We start from the raw sequence: 17,816 nt of genomic DNA, 5'->3' as shown, positions 1-17,816 counted from the left end.
CGTCAAACCCGTTGCCGCCCAATCCAGTTGACGGCCACTCGATCGGGTCAGCCGCGGCCGGCCAGGTACGCGTCCACTCCGGGCGCCTTGTGGGCCTCCTCCACTCCGACCAGGCCGCCCAGCGCCTTGGCGTCGGGCTTCAGCACGTACGTCGACCGGCTGGCCGGCGCGGTGACGTAGGTGAAGTTCTGCGGGGTGCCGAGGCCGGTGTCGGCGTTCTTCTGCGAGCGGTGCGCCTTGACCACGTCCTGCCGGGCGAGGCTGCCGCCCTCACAGGCCTTCTTCAGGTCGGCGCCGGTCAGTTGGGCGGCGTTGTACCCGGAGAGCACACCGGAGTCGACCGGCTCGCCCGGGTACGCCTTCTGGTAGGAGGCGACCATCTTCTTGACGCCCGGCAGGTCGGAGCTGACCGCCGGTGCGGCGCTGACGACGTGGACCATGGCTTCCAGCGCCGGCGCCGCGGGCGTCTTCAGCAGCTGCGGCGCGTATCCGGGCGCACTGCTGACGATCGGCACCTTCAGGCCGCGGGCGGCGGCCACGCCCGCGAGGGAGGCGGTCTGGGCGGGGCCCGCGCTGATCAGGATCGCCTTCACCCCGGCCTTGCTCAGCGCGGACACCTGCGCGGTCAGGTCGGTGTCCGTGGCCTTGATCTTCTGCCCGGCGACCTTCATGCCCGCCTGCTCGGCGGCCCACTCGGAGCCCTCCAGCGCGTTGGCGCCGTAGTCGCCCTCGAAGTAGACGTGACCGATCGTGTCGCCCTTCGCGATCTTCTTGGTGCGGGTGAGGAAGTCGACGGCGGCGATCATGTCGAGGTCGTAGGTGGTGCCGAGGACCTGGACGGAGTCCCGGCCGAGCAGGCTGGCCGCCCAGGCCTGCGGGAAGGTCAGCATGTGGTCGCGCTCGATGTCGTCGAGCAGGGCGGCGACCACCGGGGAGCCGATGACCTGGGGAAGGGCGACGACGTCCGGTGCGATGTCGGCGTAGGCGGTGACCGCCTTCTGCACGTCGTAGCCGTGGTCCTTGACGACGATCTCCACCTGGCGCCCGCAGATGCCGCCCGCGGCGTTGGTCTCGTCTGCCCACATCTGCTGGGCCTGCACGATGCTCTTGCCGAGGGTGGCGTAGGGGCCGGTGAGGTCGGTCAGCGCGCCGAGTCTGATGGTCTTGTCGCTGACTCCGGGGCCGGACTTGACGCCGTCGGCGGCGTCGTCGGTGCTCCCGCCGTCCGCCTTGGAGCTGCAGGCGGTGCCCGCGAGCAGCACGGCGGCCAGTGCCGCGGCCAGGGCGGCGGTCCGGGTGGTGCGGGGCCTGGGGTGCTTGACGTTCACGGGGTGTGCTCCTTGGCTCGTGCGGAGGTGTCGGTGGCGGTGGCAGCGGGGCCGGTCCCGGTGGGTCCCGGCGAGGGACCGCCCCCCGGCGGGCCGGTGACCGGTGGGCGGCGGCGCAGGCGGGCGCGGATGCGGCGGGCCAGTCCGTGCAGGCCGTCGGGGGCGTAGAGGAGGATCACGACGACGGCCGCGCCGTAGAGGTAGCGGGACGCCTCGGTCGGGCCGATCGAGCCGCCGCCGGAACCGGGTGCCGCGACCAGGGGCAGCTGGTCGGCGTAGCGGGTCATCAGCAGGGGCAGCGCGGTGACGAAGACGGCTCCCGCGGTGGCTCCGGCCACCGAGCCGAGGCCGCCTATGACGATCATGGCGAGGTAGTCGACGGAGAGGGCCAGGGAGAAGTAGTCGGGCACCACGCGGCGGAAGGAGAGCGCGAGCAGGACGCCGGCGAGGCCCGCGTACATCGACGAGACGACGAACGCGGCCGAGCGGTACCGGGCCACGTGCACGCCCATCACGGCCGCCGCGGTCTCGCTGTCGCGCACCGCCGCCAGAGCGCGTCCGGGCCGGCCGCGCAGCAGTCCGCGCGCGGTGAACCAGGTGACCGCGAACAGGGCCAGGCCCAGGTACCAGAGCCGTTCCTCGGCGCCGAACGGCACGCCCAGGACGGTGAGTTCGGGACCGGACTCGGCGAAGGCGAAGCCGCCCAGTTCCAGCGGCGGCACCGAGCGGCCGTTGAAGCCGCCGGTGACGGAGTCCGCGGTGAGCAGGACGTGGTGGCCGAGGAAGACCAGGGCGAGGGTGGCGACGCCGAGGTAGATGCCCTTCACGCGTCCGGCGACGGGGCTGAACAGCCCGCCCGCCGCCCCGGCGAGCAGGACGGCGAGGACGGCGGCGACGGCGGGCGGCAGCCCGGGCCCCGGCTCGCCCGCCAGCCAGACGTAGCCGTAGGCGCCGACGGCCAGGAAGAAGGCGTGTCCGAGGGAGAGCTGCCCGGCGGTGCCGCTGAGCAGGCCGAGGCCGACGGCGCCGATGGCCGCGGCCATGGAGAACAGGCCGATGCGCAGCCAGAAGGCGTCCAGGTAGAAGGGCAGGGCGCACAGGAGAAGGGCGGTCAGCAGCAGCGGGCCGCGCTTGAGGAGGAGGGCTCGCGGGTCAGACACGGGCCGCTCCCTTCGCCGCGAAGAGCCCGGCGGGGCGCACCAGCAGGACGAGCACCATCACGGCGTACGGGGCGACGTCGCCGAAGCCCTCGCCGAGGACGTGCAGATCGGACTGGTAGCCGGCGACGAACGCCTCGGTGAGGCCGATCAGCATGCTGCCGACCAGGGCACCGACCGGGGAGGTCATGCCGCCGAGGATGGCGGCGGGGAAGGCCTTCAGCGCGATCTGGCCCGTGGTGCGCTCGAGGCCGGGCGCCGGGAAGGCGACCAGGAAGACGGCGGCGAGGGCGGCGAGGGCGCCGGCCAGGCACCAGGCGGCGGTGCGGACCCGGGTGAGCCGTACGCCCATGAGGGCGGCGGCCTCCCGGTCCTCGGCCGCCGCGCGCAGCGACAGGCCCCAGGGGGTGTACCGGAAGAGTGCGAAGGCGCCGCCGATGGCGACGGCGGACACCAGGATCGCGGCGATGCGGCTGTCGGCCACGGTCACCGGACCGAGGTCGGTCACGGCGGAGCCCCAGGGGTCGCCGAGCGGCAGCAGGTCGCCGCCGATGCGCCGGGCGAGGTCGGTGACCAGGACGATGTCGATGCCGATGGTGACGATGGTCTGGACGTGGGCGGCGTGCGGGTCGGTGCCGCCGACGCGTTGCAGTACCAGCCGGTCCAGCGCCCCGGCCACGGCCGCCGTCACGAGGACCGCGACGGCGAGTGCCCCGGCGAAGCCGATGTCGTCGTTGAGGACGGCGACGAGGTAGCCGCCGAGCAGCAGCAGTGAGCCATGGGCGAAGCTCAGGACGCCGGAGGCCTTGAAGATGGTGACGAAGCCGAGGGCGATCAGGGCGTACACGGAGCCCAGGGCGAGGCCGCCCAGCAGACTGTCCAGGAAGCCGGTCATGCCGCGGCCTCCCCCGTGCCCGCGGTGCCGAGGTAGGCGCGGAGCACCTCGGGGTCGCGGCGGACCTCGTCGGGGGTGCCGTGGGCGACGGCCCGGCCGAAGTCGAGGACGGTCACCTCGTCGGCGAGCCGCATGACCAGGCCCATGTCGTGCTCGACCAGCACGACGGACAGGCCGAGTTCAGCGCGGATCTCCCGGACGACCTCGGCCATGCGGGTGCGTTCGGCGGCGTTCATGCCGGCCACGGGTTCGTCGAGCAGCAGGACACGGGGCTCCAGACAGAGGGCGCGGGCGAGTTCTACGCGTTTGCGGTCGCCGTACGACAGCAGCGCGACGGGTGAGTCGAAGTGGGCGCCGAGGCCGGTGAGTTCGGCGATCTCGCGGGCCTTGGCGAGGTGGGCGCGCTGTTCGCGCCGGGCGCGCGGCAGGCGCAGGGCGCTGGCGGTGAAACCGGCGCGGGACAGGGCGTGCCGGCCGAGCATCAGGTTGTCGGCGACGGTGCCCTGGGTGGTGACGATGTTCTGGAAGGTGCGGGCGACGCCGAGGGCGGCGATCCGGTGCGGGGCGAGCCGGGTCAGTTCGGCGGCGCCGAGCCGTACGGTGCCGGCGGTGGGGCGGTACAGGCCGGACAGGACGTTGAAGCAGGTGGACTTGCCGGCGCCGTTGGGGCCGATGACGGCGTGCACGGTGCCGGGGGCGACGGTGAAGGAGACGTCGTCCAGGGCGAGGAGACCGGCGAAGCGCACGGTCACGCCCCGCACGTCGAGTGCGGGCGGTGCGGCGGCGGGGGCGGTCACGCGGCCCCCTTCCCGTCGGCGTCGTCGGTGCTCTCGCCCAGGTAGAGGCGGCGTACGGCGTCCGTCCGCGCGAGGTCGGCGGCGGCGCCGGACAGCCGGATCTCGCCGACCTCCAGGACGTGGGCGTGCTCGGCGAGCGACAGGGCCATGCCGGCGTTCTGTTCGACGAGGAGGACGGCGGTGCCCTGGGCGTTGATGTCGCGGACGACCTCGGCGATGCGGTCGACCATCATCGGGGCGAGTCCGAGCGAGGGCTCGTCGAGCAGGAGCAGGCGGGGCGCGGCCATCAGGGCGCGGCCGATGGCCAGCATCTGCTGTTCCCCGCCGGACAGCAGACCCGCGGCCTGGCGGGTGCGCTCGGCGAGCCTGGGAAACAGGGTGAAGACGCGCTCCCTGGCCTCGCGGACCTGGGCGGGGGCGCGACGGTTGAGGCCGAGGCCGCCGGCCCGCAGGTTCTCGTCGACGGTGAGTCCGGCGAAGACCCGCCTGCCCTCGGGCACCTGGACGACTCCGGCGCGCACGGCGGCGACCGGGTCCCGGCCGTCCAGGACCGTGTCGCCGTAGCGGACCCGGCCGGCCGTGATCGCGCCGCGGTGCAGGCGCAGGGTGCCCGAGACGGCCCGCAGCAGCGTCGTCTTGCCGGCGCCGTTGGCTCCGAGCAGCGCGACGACGGCGCCGTGCGGGACGGTCAGGGACACGGAGCGGAGGGCGGACAGTGCGCGCCCGTACGTCACGTCGAGGCTCTCGACGTGCAGCGCGGGCGCGCCGTCCGGTGGTGCTGCGGGCATCGCGGCTCCTTGGGACCGGGCCGGAACGGCACGGTGACGGGTGAAGGGGGGAACTCACGACAGCACGGGCCCCGGGGGCCGTACAGGGTGGTCCGGCAGGGTCGCTGCGGGGTCCCAGTCCGCGGGCGGTGAGTCTGTGCGGATGCCCAGCAGCAGGCCTCGCGGGCCCCCGGCGCCCCACCGACGGGGCGGGACGGGACACCTCGGTCGTCGCCCCCGTGCGGCGCACCGGCCGAGACGGCCGACGGTCGGGGCGGCCCCGAACGGCCGGGGACAGCGCCACCCGGCTGCGGCACTGGAGCCCGGGGCGGTGCGGGAACGCCGGGAGACCGTCTGCCGCGGCAACGGCTCCCCGTCCTGTGCGCGGTGCTCGGCTTCCCCGGGGCGGTACCCGAGTCGGGCGGTGGCTACGGTCGGTTCGGGCGTCGGGCGTCGGGCGTCAGGCGTCGGGCGTCGGGCGTCGGGCGTTGGGCGTCTCAGTCGTGCAGGACGCGCCGCGCGGTCAGGGCCAGGGTGAACTCGACGAGGTCGGCCGGGCGGGCCAGGGAGCGGCCGGTGAGCTGTTCGCAGCGGCGGAGGCGGTTGAGGACCGTGTTGCGGTGGCAGTAGAGGCGTTCGCCGGCGCGCTGGGCCGAACCGTCGCAGTCGAGCCAGGTGGTGAGGGTGTCGAGGAGCACCTCGCGGTCGGCGGACTCCAGGCGGAGCAGGGGACCGAGCACCTTCTCGGCGAGGGCCCGGCCCAGCTCGGGGCTGGAGACGACCAGGGCGGCGGGGAGCTGGTCGGCCAGTCGTACGGTGCCCCCGGCCGGGGGGCAGATGGCCAGGGCGGTGTCCGCGAGTCGGCGGGCGTCCCCGACGGCGGCGAGTCCGTCGACCGGGCTGCCGACTCCGACCCGGAGGCCGGGGACGGGGACGCGGGGCACGGCCTCCGGCTGGTGCGGGTCCGGGAGTTCGTCGTGGTCGTCGGCCAGGACGATGCCGTAGTCGGCGTCCGCTCCGGCGTGCCAGTGGACCCGGCTGCCGGGCGGTACGGCGGCGCGGGCGGCGTCGGGCCGGGCCGGTGGCCCGCCGGTGACGGCGACGACTACGTACCGGCCGTGCTCCGGGAGGCCGAGGGCCCGGGCGGCCTCGGGCAGGTCGGCGATGCGACCGGTGCCGTCGAGCAGACCGGCGGCCAGCTGCCGGACCCGGTTCTCGCGGCGCCGGCCGATCTGCCACTCGGTCTGCCGGTAGGCGTCTGCGACGAGGGTGCAGTGCTCGTCGACGAAGTTCCACACGTCCGCGGCCACGTGCACCAGGAGCCGCACGTCCTCCGGGGCGGCCCTGGAGGTCTCCTCGATCAGCCGCTGCCACACCAGCGAGCCGCCCAGACGGAAGGCGTGCAGCAGGGCGTCCAGCGGGAGTCCCTGCTCGGCGCGGGCGGCGCCGATCCGCCAGGAGCAGCGGCGGGCCGCGTCCCGGGCGCCGCGCGGGTCGAGCAGCGAGGCCACGCTGTGCCGCAGCGAGCGGTGGGCCTCCTGCCAGGTGGCGGTGGGGTCCTTGGCGAGGGCGGCCCGGTAGGCGGGCTCCTGCTCGCGCAGCAGCACCATCAGCCGGTCGGTCAGGTCGGGCAGGTCGTCGAGCAGGGCGCGGGCGGCCCGGTGCAGGACACGCAGGGCGTCGGCGTCGATCAACGACGTGACGCCGGGTGTCCGCGGGCGTGGAACGGGCGTCAGCCCGGTGCGGATCGCTGCTCGTGACCGTACGGCGTGCTGCATCGCGGTCCTCCCCGGGGCAGGGCTTGCGGAGGCGCCTTCCCGCGACGGGCCGTCCCGCCGCGCCGGGCCTGCCCCCTGACTCGTCCTGCCCCGAAGGATGGCATACCGTCCGGTCGGTCCCTAGGGTTGTGCACCGGTCTTTTCCTGGTGTCCGGCTCGACGCGCGTCCTGGGCCGCCTGAGCCTCCTGGGCCCGTTCGGCCTGCCCGACCATGCGGGCCAGCTCCAGGCGGGACCGTACGGCGAGGGCGGCGAAGACCTTGCGGAGGTGGTAGTCGACGGTGCGGGTGCTCACCCCGAGGGCCAGCGCGACCTCGCGGTTGGTGGCGCCCTCGGCGACCTGCCGCGCGATGCGCAGTTGCTGCGGGGTCAGGCGGCCGAGGCGGGCCGGTGTTCCGGCTCCGGTGCCGGTGCCGGGGCCCCGCGGGGCCGCTCCTAGGGCCCGGAGTTCGTCGCGTGCCTGCGCGGCCCAGACGCCGGCGCCGCAGCGCTCGAAGCCGGCCAGCGCGGCGCCGAGACGGCCCCGGGCCTCACGGGGTCTGCGGCGCCGGCGCAGCCATTTGCCGTACAGCAGCGCGGTGCGGGCCCGCTCGAAGTCGCCGCCCGACTCGTCGTGCCGGTCCAGGGCACGGCGGTAGAGGGCGTCGGCGTGCTCCCCGGGGGCGAGGAGGGCCTGGCAGCGGGCGAGTTGGGCAGCTGCCTGCGGGTCGGCGCCGAACGCCGCCCAGTCGGCGAAGTCCGTGAGCACCTCGCGGGCGTCCTCGTGGCGTCCGGCGAGCACGGCGGCCTCCACGAAGCAGGGCACGGCCAGCCGCCACACCGCGAAGTGCCCCCGCCCCGGTCCGGGCAGGACCAGGAGTCCGAGCCGGTCGGCCGCGTCGAAGGGGCGCCCCCGGCCGAGGTCGGCGCGGGCCGCCGCCCACTGGCAGAGGGTGACAGCCTGGGCGAGCCCGTGCCGCCGGGCCGTGTCCAGCGCGGCCGTGACGTGCCGGGTGACGACGTCCGGCTCCTCCTCGATCGACGCGGCGAGCGCCAGCACCGCCCGGTGGTGGGCCGCCGTGTTGCGCTGCCCGGCCCGCAGCGCGGTGCGCAGCCCCTCCTCCGCGTGGGTACGGGCCTGCGGGTGCCGGCCGGCGCGCAGTTCGGCGTAGGCGAGGTACTCCAGTGCCTTCGGGACCAGAGCGTCCGATCCGAGATGGCGGGCAGCGGCCAGGGCCCGGGCCCCGCCGCTGCGGGCGGCGTCCACGTCCCCGAGCAGCAGCGCTGCCGCCGCCGACCGCAGCAGCGTCTCCGGCCGGTCCTCGGTCCTGCCCCGCCGGACCACCTGCCCGAGCGGCGCCCCGGCCCGGTCGAGGCGTCCCTCGAGCAGCGCCCGCATCCCGACGCGGTGGTCGCGCACGACGACGGCCGTGCGGGCCACGGGGTCACGGGCCGCGGCGGGCCCGTCGGACCCGTGGGACGGGTGCCCGGCGCGGGGAGGAGGCTGGGGCTGGGGCTGGGGGGCGAGCGTGGCCAGGCACGCCGGCAGGTCGCCCGCCGCCCAGGCCGCGTCGGCGGCGGCCAGTGCGGCCGTCGCGGCCTCGGCCGGATCGTCCGCGGCGAGCAGGGACGCGGCCAGCAGCAGGGACTGGTGGGCGTCACCGACCGGACCGTCCCGCAGTTCCGTCATACCGCGCAACAGCTCGGCCCGCCCCCGTACGGCGGCGGGGGCGGCGCGGTCCAGGGCCGCGGCGAGCAGGGGGCGCGCCCGTTCGGGTCGCCCGGCGAGCAGGGCCTGCTCGGCCGCGGCGGTGTAGCGTTCCGCCCGCCGCGCCCCGTCGGCCGTCAGCTCGGCGGCACGGGCGTACGCGGTCGCGCGCAGCCGGTGCGAGGCGGGGACCGCGCCGTCGGCCGCCGTCGCCGCCAGCAGGTCCGCCGACGCGGGTGCGGGCGCGGGCCCGCCCAGGGACCAGGAGCGGTGCAACAGCGCCGTGAGCCGGTGGCCGCCGCCGTCCAGCGCGTCGGCCAGCGCGCGGTGCACGGCGCGACGCCGGTCCGCGTCAGCGGTGGCGTGCACCGTTCGGCGGACCAGCGGGCTGCGGAAGCGGAGCCCTTCACCGGCCAGGACGAGCTGCTCGGGCAGCGGTTCCGCATCGGTATCGGGACCGGGGCCGGGCTCCGGCGCCGGCCGCAGGCGCCGCAGCGCGTCGCGGACCAGACCGGCGTCGGCGTCCGCCCCGTCCGAGGCCTCTCCGGCCGCCGCCACCGTCAGCAGCAGGTCCCGCGCATGGGCGGACGGTCCGGTCGGCGCACCGCCCGCGGTCTCGGCGAGGGCCGCCGCGTCGGCCAGCGGGCGGGGCAGCGGCCGGTGTCCGCGCAGCTCGGCGGGTGACAGGCGGCGCACGAGGGCGACGAGCAGGGCCGGGTTTCCCTCCGCCTCGGCCAGGAGCTGCTCGCGGACCGCCGGTGCGGCGACGCCGTCGGTCACGTCGTCGAGCAGGGCGGCGGCCCTCGCCGGTGCCAGCGGGTCCAGGTGCACGACGGGCAGCCGGGCGAACTCCGGGTCGAGGGCGCGGTCCGAGGCGACGGAGAGCAGCAGGCCGACCCGGTCGGCGGTGGACAGGCGCCGCGCCGCACGGCCCAGCGCGGTCCGGGCCGGCGCGTCCCACCGGTGGACGTCGTCGACACACACGAGTACGGGTGCCGCGACGGCCGCCGCCCGCAGGGTGTCGAGCAGTTGTCCGGCGGTGCTGTGCGGGTTCGCTTCGGGGCCGGGACGGAGGTGGAGTACGGGACCGGCCCGGAAGGAGCCGGCGGCCCATTGGAGCAGAGTGGTCCGCCCGAGTCCCGGCTCGCCGGCCAGGAGGAGCCGGCCGCCGTGGGTGGGCAGCGCGTCCAGCATCGCGCGCAGCGCCCCGCGTTGCGCGCTCCGGCCGTGGACCCGCACAGCCGTACGTACGGTCGTCTGTCCGGTCATTCCCGGGAGGTTACGCGCGCGTAACCCGGCGCGGAAGGCGTCGATCCACCCCCACCCGCCCGGCCATCGACACTGTCACCTGCGGTTGCGCACCCGGGCGGGCGGCACGCGCACTGTGCCGACGCCCAACCGGCTCCGAGCCCGGTCGTGCGCCGGCACAGCGGTCCGGGGTCAGGAACCGTGCGGGCAGTTGCCCCGGTACTCCTCGATCGTCAGACTCGGCCGCGGCAGCGGGCACAGGAACTGCTCGTAGCGGGTGTCGTTGTCGATGAACCGCTTGAGCCAGGAGACGCTGTACTTCGCGATCGTCGTGTTGGACGAGTTGGGCGAGAAGTGGGTCGCGTTGTTCAGCTCCAGATAGGCCCGGTCGGTCGCGGAGGGCAGGCCGGAGTAGAACGGCTCGGCGTGCGAGGCCACGGGGGCGATCGTGTCGCCGTCGGCCCCGACGACCAGCGTCGGAGTGCTGACCTCGGGCCAGCTCTTGTCCAGGTTCCAGGGGGTGAGGGGGATCGCCGCCTGGAGCGACGGCCGGGACTTGGCGGCCTCCAGGGTGCCGCCGCCGCCCATGGAGTGGCCCATGACGCCGAGTCGGCCGCTGTCGATGCGGCCGCGGACGGAGCTGCGCTCGGTGAGGTAGTCCAGGGCGGCCAGCAGTTGGCGGCCGCGGGAGTCGGGCTGGTCCAGCGTGGTGTTGGTGTCGATGGTGAAGACCACGAAGCCCTGGGAGGCCAGCCGCGGACCGAGCCAGGCCATGGAGGACTGGTACGCGGTGAAGCCGGGCGCGACCGCCACGGCGCCGAACGTGCCGTCGCTGGTGCTGGTCGGGTAGTAGATGGTGCCGCCGCCGAATCCGGTGACCGCGAGCGAGGAGACCCTGGTGTCGGCCACGGAGTAGGGGCCGCGCAGCGCCTCGATGCTGGACTCGGTGGGCGCCGGGCCGCGCTCGTACGGGTTGTCCGCGGCCTGGGCGCCCGGGCCGGTGAGGGTGCCGAGCACGAGGACCGCGGCCACGGCCGCCGTCACGCCGGCCAGCCGCCGCCGGACGCCCCGGAAGACGGGGCGCGCGGCCCCGGGGGCCGCGTGGGTGTGGGGGTTCTGCTGCACGAGGGGGTGTCCTCTCGGTCGTGGCGAGCGGCCCGTCCGGCGACGCACACGGCCCGGAACGCGTGGGGTCGCGTCCGTGCCGTCCGCCGGGCGGGCCTCGCCGATGGGTTGGCGTTGCCACTGTCGAGGGGCGGAACGGGCCGCGGGATCGGCAATTTCACCGGTCTCGTTCGACGCGGGCGGTACGGCCCGGGCGCGGACGCCGGGACCGGGACCGTGGGGGTGCGCGGACGCCGGGACCGGGACCGTGGGGGTGCGCGGGCGCGGGGGCCGCGGGACTCGGCGGACGGCGACAGCCCGTCGGATCATGCCGCCGACGCGGGCCGGCACCCGTGAGGTGCGGCGTTCCGCCGTCGACGGTCCGCCGGACAGGCTCGGCTCCGGCTCGGACGCTGCTCTGCGCGGCACGGCTCCGCCGTTCCCTCGGCGCCCTCCGCACTGTCCGCACGCCCCGTCGATGTGACACGCTCGGCGTCGGCCGGGCTGCCGCACGCCGGTCGTCATGGAAGGATCGTCGGCCGCCCCGTCATCGGGTCGGCACCGTGGAGAGGCGACGGGATGCGCATCGGACTGCTCGGCACCGGCCCCTGGGCGGACATGGCGCACGCCCCCGCTCTGGCCGGGCACGACGACCTGGACTTCGTGGGGGTGTGGGGCCGCCGCCCGGACGCCGCCGAGGAGCTGGCGGATCGGCACGGCACACGGGCCTACACCGACGTCGACGCCCTGCTGGCCGACGTGGAGGCCGTGGCCGTCGCGCTGCCCCCGGCCGTACAGGCCGGACTGGCGGTGCGGGCGGCGCGGGCCGGGTGCCATCTGCTGCTCGACAAGCCGCTCGCGGCGACGGTGGAGCAGGGGCGGGCGGTGGTGGAGGCGGTACGGACTGCGGACGTCGCCTCGGTGGTCTTCTTCACCACCCGGTTCCAGCCCGAGACCGAGGTGTGGATCACCGAACAGGCGGCCGGGGACGGCTGGTTCACGGCACGGGCTCAGTGGCTGGGCGCCGTGTTCAGCGGCGGGGACAGTCCGTTCGCCGACTCGCCGTGGCGGCGGGAGAAGGGCGCCCTGTGGGACGTGGGCCCGCACGCCCTGTCCGTGCTGCTGCCGGTGCTCGGTGACGCACGGCGCGTGGCGGCGGCCGCACCGGGTCCCGGCGACACCGTCCAGCTGGTCCTCGACCACACGGGCGGGGCGTCCAGCACGCTCACGCTCAGCCTCACGGCGCCGCCCGCCGCGGCGGGCGCCACGGTGGAGCTGCGCGGCCGGGCCGGGGTGACGCTGCTCCCGGAGACCACGGAGGGTCCGGTGCCTGCTCTGCGGCGGGCCGCGGACGCGCTGCTGGCAGCCGCCGGTGGCGGGCGCCCGCATCCGTGCGACGCCGCGTTCGGACTGCGGGTGACCGAGATCCTCGCCGAGGCCGAGGGCCTGCTGACCGGCCGGGAATGAGCGCCGTCAGCCCTCGGTCCCATCCGGCCCGAGGGGTTCGTCGCTCCACCGGAACCAGGCCCGGTCACCCTTGATGTGCAGCAGGAACCCGGCGACCGGCCCGTCGGGCGACACCAGCCGCACCCGCCGTTCGATCTCGTCGTAGAGCGCCTCCCAGCGCGTCCAGTGCTCCGCGTCGTCCGCTTCCGCGAGGGCGAGTTCGCGGACGAACAGATCGCGGACGGCACCGTAGGCCGGACCGGCGCGGAACCGGCCCGACAGCCAGGGAAAGTCGGCCTCGTCGATCCGGATCTCCCCGATGTCGCCGGACTCCGCGTCGGCCGCCCGGCCCGCGTCCGGAGCCCGGCGCACGTTCCAGACCTCGCCCTCGAATCCCATGCCGCCTCCGCCGCACCCGCGTCGCCCGTAGCCGTGGGGGCCAGCATGTCATCCGGCACCGGCGACCGGCCGTCACCGCCTCGCGCCGCCGGTTGGCTGATTAAGCGCGCCTTAAACGCCGGTTAAGCGTTCCCCGCTCCACGCCACACACCCCAAGTCCCAGCTGGGCCAACGGGTTTGGAGCGGGAGACGGACGGTTGGCCGGGCCTGCCGTGCTGCGTACCATCGCCGCACCGCGTGAGAGCGCTCTCAGGCTCTGTCAGGCCCCGATCACTGGAGACCCCCCACATGACTCCTCGTCACCAGCGTCCGCTCGCCCGCCGCAAGCTGCTCGTCGCCCTCGGCGGGGCGGTCGTGGCCGCACCGGTCGCCGCCGCCGTCGCCCCGCACGCCCTCGCGGGCGTCGGCTCGGACGACTCGGCCCCCGAGGCCTCCGGCGCCCTGCCGCTGACGATCGCCAACGACACCGGCTCCTTCGGCAACGCCGACGTGCACGTCTACATCGTCGGCAACGTGGACGGCCGCCAGGTGCGGGTCACCCCCGACGGCACCGTCGCCCCCGTGGCCCTCTCCGACAACGGCGCCGACGGCTACACCGACTACGCGATCGGCCTCGCCGGCAGCGGCGAGACCGAGCTGAACCTGCCCCACCTCTCCGGCCGGATCTACGTGTCCCTCGGCGAGAAGCTGAAGTTCAAGGTCGTCGCGGACGGCGCGGGGAACGCCGCGCTCCAGTACCCGGCGGGCTGGGTCGAGTCCGACCCCAACTACGGGGTGCTGCACGACTGCGCGGAGTTCACGTACAACGCCGCCGGGATGTTCTGCAACACCACCATGGTCGACATGTTCAGCGTGCCGCTCGCCATCCGGCTGACCGGCGCCGGCGACCAGACCACCGGCACCGTACGTCCGGGTGGCCGGGCGGCCGTGTTCGAGGCGGTGCGGAAGGTGGCGGAGTTCGCGCCGCTGGTCGTGGACGACACCCGGGTGATCGCTCCCGGCCACGGTCTTGACGCCGGTCTGTTCCCCAAGGACTACCTCGCCCCGTACATCGACGAGGTGTGGAGCACCTACACCGGCAAGGACCTCAGGATCACCACCAACGCCGGGACCTTCACCGGCCGCGTGCGCGGGGACCGGCTGACCTTCGACGGGCCCGCCCAGGTGTCCTTCGCCAAGCCGTCCACCCGGGACGTGCTCTTCTGCGACGGCAACCTCGCCGCCCCCAACGACGGCACCACCGGTCCCGTCGCCGCGGTCCTCGGTGCCGGCTTCAACCGCTCCACGCTGGTCTCCTCGGCCGACCAGCCCACGACCGACCCGGCGACGTTCTACGGAACCGCGCTGACCAACCACTACGCGAAGGCGGTGCACGCGGCCACCGAGGACGGCCGGGCGTACGGCTTCGCCTTCGACGACGTGGCCGACTTCGCCTCCTACATCCAGGACACGGCGCCCACCGGCCTCCGGCTGACGCTCGGCGCCTTCTAGGAGCCGTGCGACCACGTCCGCCCGACGTCTCTCCACGTGCGGGCGGCGCGGCGGCGTAGGAGCGTGGGGGTGTGCGAAAGGTGTCCGCCCCGCCGCGCGGGGGCGAGGACCGGCGGAGCTGGCTGAGCGGGGCGCCGCCGCCCCGCTGGGTGCGGTTGCTGCCGCCGGCCCTCGTCGCGGCGATCTGCGCGGCGACGCTGCTCAGCGACGAGCCGCTGGAGATCGGGTTCCTGCTGGGCGCCATCCCGCCGCTGGCCGTGCTGTCCTACGGCCCGCTGGCGACCGCCGTGCTGGGCGGTGTGGTGATCGCACTGCTGCACATCCCGGCCCTCCAGCTCGACCGGCCGGGCGACGCGGACCTGCTGACCATCGTCTTCGTCGCCGTGCTCAGCGTCTTCGTGTCCTTCGTGCGCAGTCGCCGCGACGCCCAGCTGGGCCTGGAGCGCACGGTCGCCGAGGCCGCTCAGCACGCCGTCGCGCCGCCGCTGCCCGAGCGGGTGGGGGCGGTGCGCTGCACGGGGCTGTACCGGGCGGCGCAGCGCGGGACTCTGGTCGGTGGCGACTTCTTCGACGTGCGGGACGGCCCCTTCGGCGTACGGGCGGTGATGGGTGACGTGCAGGGGCACGGCCTGTCGGCGGTGTCCACCGTCGCCTCGCTGCTGGGTGCGTTCCGGGAGGCGGTGCTCGACCAGCCGGACCTGGCGTCGGTGGCCGGACGGCTGGACCGCAGGCTGCTGGTGGACTCGGCGGACGCACGGCACGCCGAGCTGTTCGCGACGGCCGCGCTGCTGGAGTTCTCCGCCGACGCGCTCGAGGTGCGGGTCGTCGTGTGCGGCAACCCGCCGCCCCTGCTGCTGCGCGGTGCGGACGCCGCGGAACTGGAGGTCTCGCCGTGGACACCGCTCGGGCTGGGGCTCGCGGACGCCGGGGCGATCGAGGCGTGCACGGTGTCGCTGCGCCCCGGCGACCGGCTCTTCCTCGCCTCGGACGGGGTGGTCGAGGCGAGGGACGGCAGCGGTGCCTTCTACCCGCTGGCGCAGCGGTTGAGCGGCCTCGCGGGGGAGGATTCCGCCGCCCTCCCCGACCTGGTCTGGGCGGACCTCGCACGCTTCAGCCCGGACGTGCAGGACGACGTGACGATGCTGGTGCTCACTCCTTCGCCGCCGCCACTGCGGATGCGCGGGCCGGTTCCGCATTGAATGGTGATATCGGGATATTCGGGACCGACAACAGCACGGCACCGAAGCAGCGATCCGGACTCGAGGAGCACTGATCATGTCGACGTCACAGCCCGACGCCTCCCGGCCCTCCGAAGCCCGCGCGGGCGACGACCGCGCCACTCCGGACGACCTGCTCCACGCCCGCACCGGCACGGACGTGTCCCCGGAGGACCTGGTCCTGGCGGCCGGCCGGGACGTCACCCCGCAGAACCTGGAGTGGGCCAGGCGCAAGCTGGCCGACGAGGGCCCCTCTGCCCTCGACAAGCTGCTGCCCTGACCGCCGGGAGCCCCGGACGGACGGCCTCGTCCGTCCGGGGCTCCCGGCGTTTCGCGGTCTCAGGACTCCGGCAGCTCCGTCTCGTCCTCCACCACGTGCACGGCGGCCTCCTCGGCACCCGCGGCTCCGCCGTCGATGCCGACGTCCTCGGCGACGGTCTCCTTGGTGGTGTCGGTACGTACGCCCTCGTCGGGGGCGACCAGACGGCCCGCGCGGTCGGTACCCGCCTCCGGGTCGACCGGTTCGCCCTCCCCGCCGGGCTCGTCGCCCACGCCGTCGCCGTCGGGCGCGGTCACGTCGGGGACCTCTTCGGCCAGCCGTTCGTCGAGGGTCTCGCCGTCGTGCTGCTCGGCGGCCGTGGTGCCGTGCTTGGTCACGCCCAGGGGCTTCTCCGGCGGGGAGTAGCCCTCGTCGAGCGTGTCGTCGTAGGTCCGCTCGTCGAGGGCGTCCTGGGGGTCGAGGGGCGCGGCGTCCTCCTGCTCCTCGTTGCCGCCGGTGGGCTGGTAGGCGTCGTCGGCCATGGGGTCCGTGCCCATCGCTGCCTCCCTCTCGCGCTCGCGTCGGCTGGTGCTCTCGCTGTCCGGTTCGCGTTTCCCGATACGCGATCTTTAACCCGGGGGTGCGACGCGGATCTCCAGGTCGGTGATGCGGTGCGGGGTCCAGTCGCGGGCGTAGCCGGGCGGGGTGCCGCCGGGTCCGGTGATCGCGGCGACCGGGATCCGCCGGGCGGCGTCCACGATCTCGGCGGCGGTGGTGTTCTCGTTGTTGCCGCTGGTGGAGCCGGAGGAGCAGCCCGTGTAGTAGCCGACCGGGATGGACTCGTGCCCGGTGAGCAGGCAGGGCGGCCGGACCCCGAGCCGGTGCAGTTCGCCGGCCACGCGGGCCCAGTCCTCGCGGCTCTCGACGTTGCGGTCCACGGTGCCCGCGAGCACCGAGAACTGGACCGCCAGGTGACCGGCGACCGCGAGCGCGACCAGCGTCGCGGCCACCGGCCGCCACCGGTCCCGCCCGGCCTTGACCAGGTGCCACAGCGCGTCGGCAACCGGCACGGCGAGCAGGGCGTAGGCGGGCTGGAGGAAGCGGGGCGCCGCGTAACCGATCATGAACAGGTACGGCACCGCGGCCGTCACGGCGCAGGCGAAGGGGACCAGGGTCGCGGTGGCGCGGCGGGCCCGGACCGCGACGGCCACACCGAGGACGGCGACGAGCGGGAGCAGCAGCCACCACAGGGTGACGACCGGGTGCGGCATCGCTCCGGTGCACGGCCGGCACAGTCCCCGGCCGCCCAGGCTGCGCATCTGGTCGTCGACGGCGATGTTCCAGCCGAGCCCGCCCTGGATCTCGGAGGCCCGGGACAGTCGCTCCCCGAGGCCGCCGTACCAGGCGTACGCCTCGATCACCCACTCCACTCCCCCGGCCGCCAGGCCGCCCGCCAGGGCGAGCAGCAGCGGCCAGTGGCGGCGCACGAGGACGAGGGCGAGCAGGGGCAGGGTCACCCAGACGGCGTCGGTGGGCCGCATCAGCGCCATCAGCACGGCCCCGGCCGCCACCCCCCACAGCGCACCTCGGCCGGGGCGTCCCCGCCCGGCTCCCAGGGCGCGCAGGGAGCAGCCCACGGTGATCAGGGCGCCGATCGCGACCCAGTAGTTGGGCATGGCCTGCGGACCGTAGAAGAGGGTCACCCACAGGGTGGCGAAGAACGCGCCGGCCGTGGCGAGGACCCGGGCCGGAAAGAGGCCCTTCCAGGCGCGCAGGGCGAGGTACAGGCCCAGTCCCGACAGGAGGGCGAGGTAGACGCGCAGGAGTTCGGTGGACGCCGACCAGGAGGCGACGGGTGCCGCCAGCAGGGAGACGCCGCGGGAGCGGGGGGCGCTGAAGAAGGCGGCGGGGTGGTGGGTGGTGACCTGGCTGACGTACACGATCTCGTCCCAGCCGAGGCCCATCGTCGGGTGGACGAAGAGCAGTTGGGCCAGGGTGAAGACGGCGGCCACCGCCGCGACCGGGGCGGCGCCGCGCAGCCGTCGGGGGGCACCAGAAGCCCCCGCGTCCTCGCCCCCGCGTGCGCGTCTGCCGACGAGGGTTGCGTTCGCGCCGTCGGCCATGGTGCACCCCTCGTCACCCCCGCTCGTCGCGGGGTCGCTCGTCGCTCACCTCCTGCCGTCAGTGGCTGGAGCCCGGAACCCGCGGGAGCGCGCAGTCCCGGAAAACATGGTCAAACTAACC

15 protein-coding genes are annotated in these 17,816 nt (G+C 75.2%); 4 read left to right on the top strand and 11 right to left on the bottom strand.

The features are described 5' to 3' along the window. Positions 1–47: 47 nt before the first annotated feature. The 8 genes from ACFYZ3_RS10755 to ACFYZ3_RS10720 form a co-directional block, all read right to left on the bottom strand. Positions 48–1,328: an ABC transporter substrate-binding protein gene (locus ACFYZ3_RS10755; protein ID WP_388515313.1), complete on the bottom strand. Its 1,281-nt coding sequence runs from the start codon at positions 1,326–1,328 to the stop codon at positions 48–50. Then, complete coding sequence (locus ACFYZ3_RS10750) at positions 1,325–2,488, bottom strand: branched-chain amino acid ABC transporter permease (RefSeq protein WP_388515311.1); 1,164 nt, start codon at positions 2,486–2,488, stop codon at positions 1,325–1,327. The genes ACFYZ3_RS10755 and ACFYZ3_RS10750 overlap by 4 nt, the downstream gene beginning before the upstream one ends. After that, on the bottom strand, positions 2,481–3,380 hold the full coding sequence (locus ACFYZ3_RS10745) for a branched-chain amino acid ABC transporter permease (RefSeq protein WP_388515309.1): 900 nt from the start codon (positions 3,378–3,380) through the stop codon (positions 2,481–2,483). Before ACFYZ3_RS10745 ends, ACFYZ3_RS10750 begins: the two co-directional genes overlap by 8 nt. Beyond that, positions 3,377–4,177, bottom strand: coding sequence for an ABC transporter ATP-binding protein (locus ACFYZ3_RS10740; protein WP_388515308.1), 801 nt, complete (start codon positions 4,175–4,177; stop codon positions 3,377–3,379). Before ACFYZ3_RS10740 ends, ACFYZ3_RS10745 begins: the two co-directional genes overlap by 4 nt. Beyond that, positions 4,174–4,965: an ABC transporter ATP-binding protein gene (locus tag ACFYZ3_RS10735; protein ID WP_388515306.1), complete on the bottom strand. Its 792-nt coding sequence runs from the start codon at positions 4,963–4,965 to the stop codon at positions 4,174–4,176. Before ACFYZ3_RS10735 ends, ACFYZ3_RS10740 begins: the two co-directional genes overlap by 4 nt. Before the next feature lie 476 nt (positions 4,966–5,441). Beyond that, positions 5,442–6,722, bottom strand: a complete 1,281-nt coding sequence (locus ACFYZ3_RS10730) for a PucR family transcriptional regulator (RefSeq protein ID WP_388515304.1) — start codon at positions 6,720–6,722, stop codon at positions 5,442–5,444. Between the two features lie 120 nt (positions 6,723–6,842). Next, positions 6,843–9,677, bottom strand: coding sequence for a LuxR C-terminal-related transcriptional regulator (locus tag ACFYZ3_RS10725; protein ID WP_388515302.1), 2,835 nt, complete (start codon positions 9,675–9,677; stop codon positions 6,843–6,845). Between the two features lie 171 nt (positions 9,678–9,848). Continuing rightward, on the bottom strand, positions 9,849–10,781 hold the full coding sequence (locus tag ACFYZ3_RS10720) for an alpha/beta hydrolase family protein (RefSeq protein WP_388515300.1): 933 nt from the start codon (positions 10,779–10,781) through the stop codon (positions 9,849–9,851). Positions 10,782–11,339: 558 nt separating this feature from the next. On the opposite strand from ACFYZ3_RS10720, the gene ACFYZ3_RS10715 reads away from it, so the two are divergent. After that, on the top strand, positions 11,340–12,227 hold the full coding sequence (locus ACFYZ3_RS10715; RefSeq protein WP_388515298.1) for a Gfo/Idh/MocA family protein: 888 nt from the start codon (positions 11,340–11,342) through the stop codon (positions 12,225–12,227). A 6-nt stretch (positions 12,228–12,233) separates the two neighbouring features. Here the strand turns inward: ACFYZ3_RS10715 and ACFYZ3_RS10710 are convergent, their stop codons facing one another. Beyond that, complete coding sequence (locus tag ACFYZ3_RS10710; protein ID WP_388515296.1) at positions 12,234–12,605, bottom strand: hypothetical protein; 372 nt, start codon at positions 12,603–12,605, stop codon at positions 12,234–12,236. 288 nt (positions 12,606–12,893) lie between these two features. Here ACFYZ3_RS10710 and ACFYZ3_RS10705 point away from each other — a divergent pair, with 288 nt between their 5' ends. The 3 genes from ACFYZ3_RS10705 (at position 12,894) to ACFYZ3_RS10695 (ending at position 15,593) form a co-directional block, all read left to right on the top strand. Beyond that, positions 12,894–14,096, top strand: a complete 1,203-nt coding sequence (locus ACFYZ3_RS10705) for a glycoside hydrolase family 64 protein (RefSeq protein ID WP_388515294.1) — start codon at positions 12,894–12,896, stop codon at positions 14,094–14,096. Between the two features lie 71 nt (positions 14,097–14,167). Then, complete coding sequence (locus ACFYZ3_RS10700) at positions 14,168–15,295, top strand: PP2C family protein-serine/threonine phosphatase (protein ID WP_388515292.1); 1,128 nt, start codon at positions 14,168–14,170, stop codon at positions 15,293–15,295. Positions 15,296–15,371: 76 nt separating this feature from the next. Beyond that, a complete protein-coding gene (locus tag ACFYZ3_RS10695) occupies positions 15,372–15,593 on the top strand; it encodes a hypothetical protein (RefSeq protein WP_356856043.1) in 222 nt (73 codons plus the stop codon). Positions 15,594–15,652: 59 nt separating this feature from the next. Here the strand turns inward: ACFYZ3_RS10695 and ACFYZ3_RS10690 are convergent, their stop codons facing one another. Beyond that, a complete protein-coding gene (locus ACFYZ3_RS10690) occupies positions 15,653–16,129 on the bottom strand; it encodes a DUF5709 domain-containing protein (RefSeq protein WP_388515290.1) in 477 nt (158 codons plus the stop codon). Positions 16,130–16,201: 72 nt separating this feature from the next. After that, entirely contained in the window at positions 16,202–17,695 is a 1,494-nt protein-coding gene (locus ACFYZ3_RS10685) for a hypothetical protein (RefSeq protein WP_388515288.1), read from the bottom strand. Between the last annotated feature and the right edge of the window lie 121 nt (positions 17,696–17,816).

Source organism: Streptomyces sp. NPDC001599 (assembly GCF_042893535.1).
GTDB lineage: Bacteria > Actinomycetota > Actinomycetes > Streptomycetales > Streptomycetaceae > Streptomyces.
Note: the sequence above shows the minus strand (reverse complement) of the source record. Positions and strands in the feature narration are given on the sequence as shown.